At 57.4% G+C, this 1,317-nt stretch carries 1 protein-coding gene; it reads right to left on the bottom strand.

Annotation, left to right across the window (positions count from 1 at the left end; all coding sequences use genetic code 11):
• On the bottom strand, nt 1-1,317 hold a 1,317-nt coding region (locus tag AB4Z11_RS31920), incomplete at both ends, for a calcium-binding protein (protein WP_442030218.1).

Genomic DNA, 1,317 nt, shown 5'->3' on the forward strand with positions numbered 1-1,317 from the left:
TTGCTATACACCTGCGCGCCTTCGACGTTGGCAGGCAGTTGGTAAGTGATTCCATTGGCCACAATATTGACCATGACTAAGTCGTCGCCACCAGCGGACTGCTCAATTACCACATCACTTTTGTTGTCCACCCAATACACGTCGTTGCCACCGAGGCCCGCCATGGTGTCGGCACCAGCCCCACCATCGAGCTGATCATCGCCCGCCGTGCCGACTAAGTTGTCATTGAAATTGCTGCTGACGTTCATTGCCAGCTGTGCCGTGGTGAGGTCGCCATCGTTAAAGTGGACCGATTCAACGTTGTGCAGAGTGACGCTGTCGCCCGTTTGAGTGTTGGTCAGCATCAGGTCCGTATTGTTCACACGGGTGGTCGCATAGCCGATAATATTACCGGTCAGTTCCACTACGTCGTTACCCGCACCGCCGTCGACAATGTCATGGCCAGCTCCAAAGCGCAGCACGTCGTTGCCGTCACCACCGAGCAAGGTGTCATTGCCACTGCCGCCGGTAATGGTGTTGTCCAGCGTGTTGCCCGTGCCTGCGAAACCTGCAGTGCCGGAGTACACCAGTTCTTCGACATTGGCTGCCAGCGTGTATTTTGTCAGTGTCGTGATCACGCGATCTACGCCTTCATTAGCCAGTTCAGTGACACTATCGGCCGCGTTGTCCACGTAATAGACATCATCGCCCTGGCCACCCGCCAACTTGTCGGCACCAACACCGCCATCGAGAGTATCGTTCCCGAGACCACCTGTCAGCGCGTTGACACCCGCATTGCCGACCAGTCGGTTGTCAAGCGCATTACCCGTAATGCCGACGGCCAGCGAACTTGCTGCCGTCACTACACTGTCTTCCACATTGACGCCCAGGGTGTAGATGCCCGCTTTGGTGAAAGCAACTTGCACGGTGTCGTGGCCATTTGCCGGCGCTTCGTCGGCCATGTCGCCTGCCTGGTCGACGATATAGGTATCGTCGCCGCTGCCACCTTGCAAGGTGTCCGCACCTAGGCCACCGTCCATGGTGTCTGCTAGGTTGGAGCCGGTCAACACATCATTCAGTGGGCTCTTCACATTGAGCYGGATATCAGCCAGAGTTTTCGCACCGTCAGCAAACAATACTTTTTCAACGCCGCGCAGGGTGACGCTCTCGCCAGTGGATGGGTTGACCAGCAGTGTGTCCGTCAGCGAGGTGCGGCTGCGCGTGTAATCAGCGAAATTTCCAAGGACTGCCACCGTATCGTCGCCAGCACCACCATCGGCGATATCGATGCCAGCGCCCACGTTCAGGATGTCATTGCCATCGCCCCCCATCAGGGTG

The sequence above is a fragment of the Pseudoduganella sp. RAF53_2 genome (assembly GCF_052113985.1).
GTDB lineage: Bacteria > Pseudomonadota > Gammaproteobacteria > Burkholderiales > Burkholderiaceae_D > Rugamonas.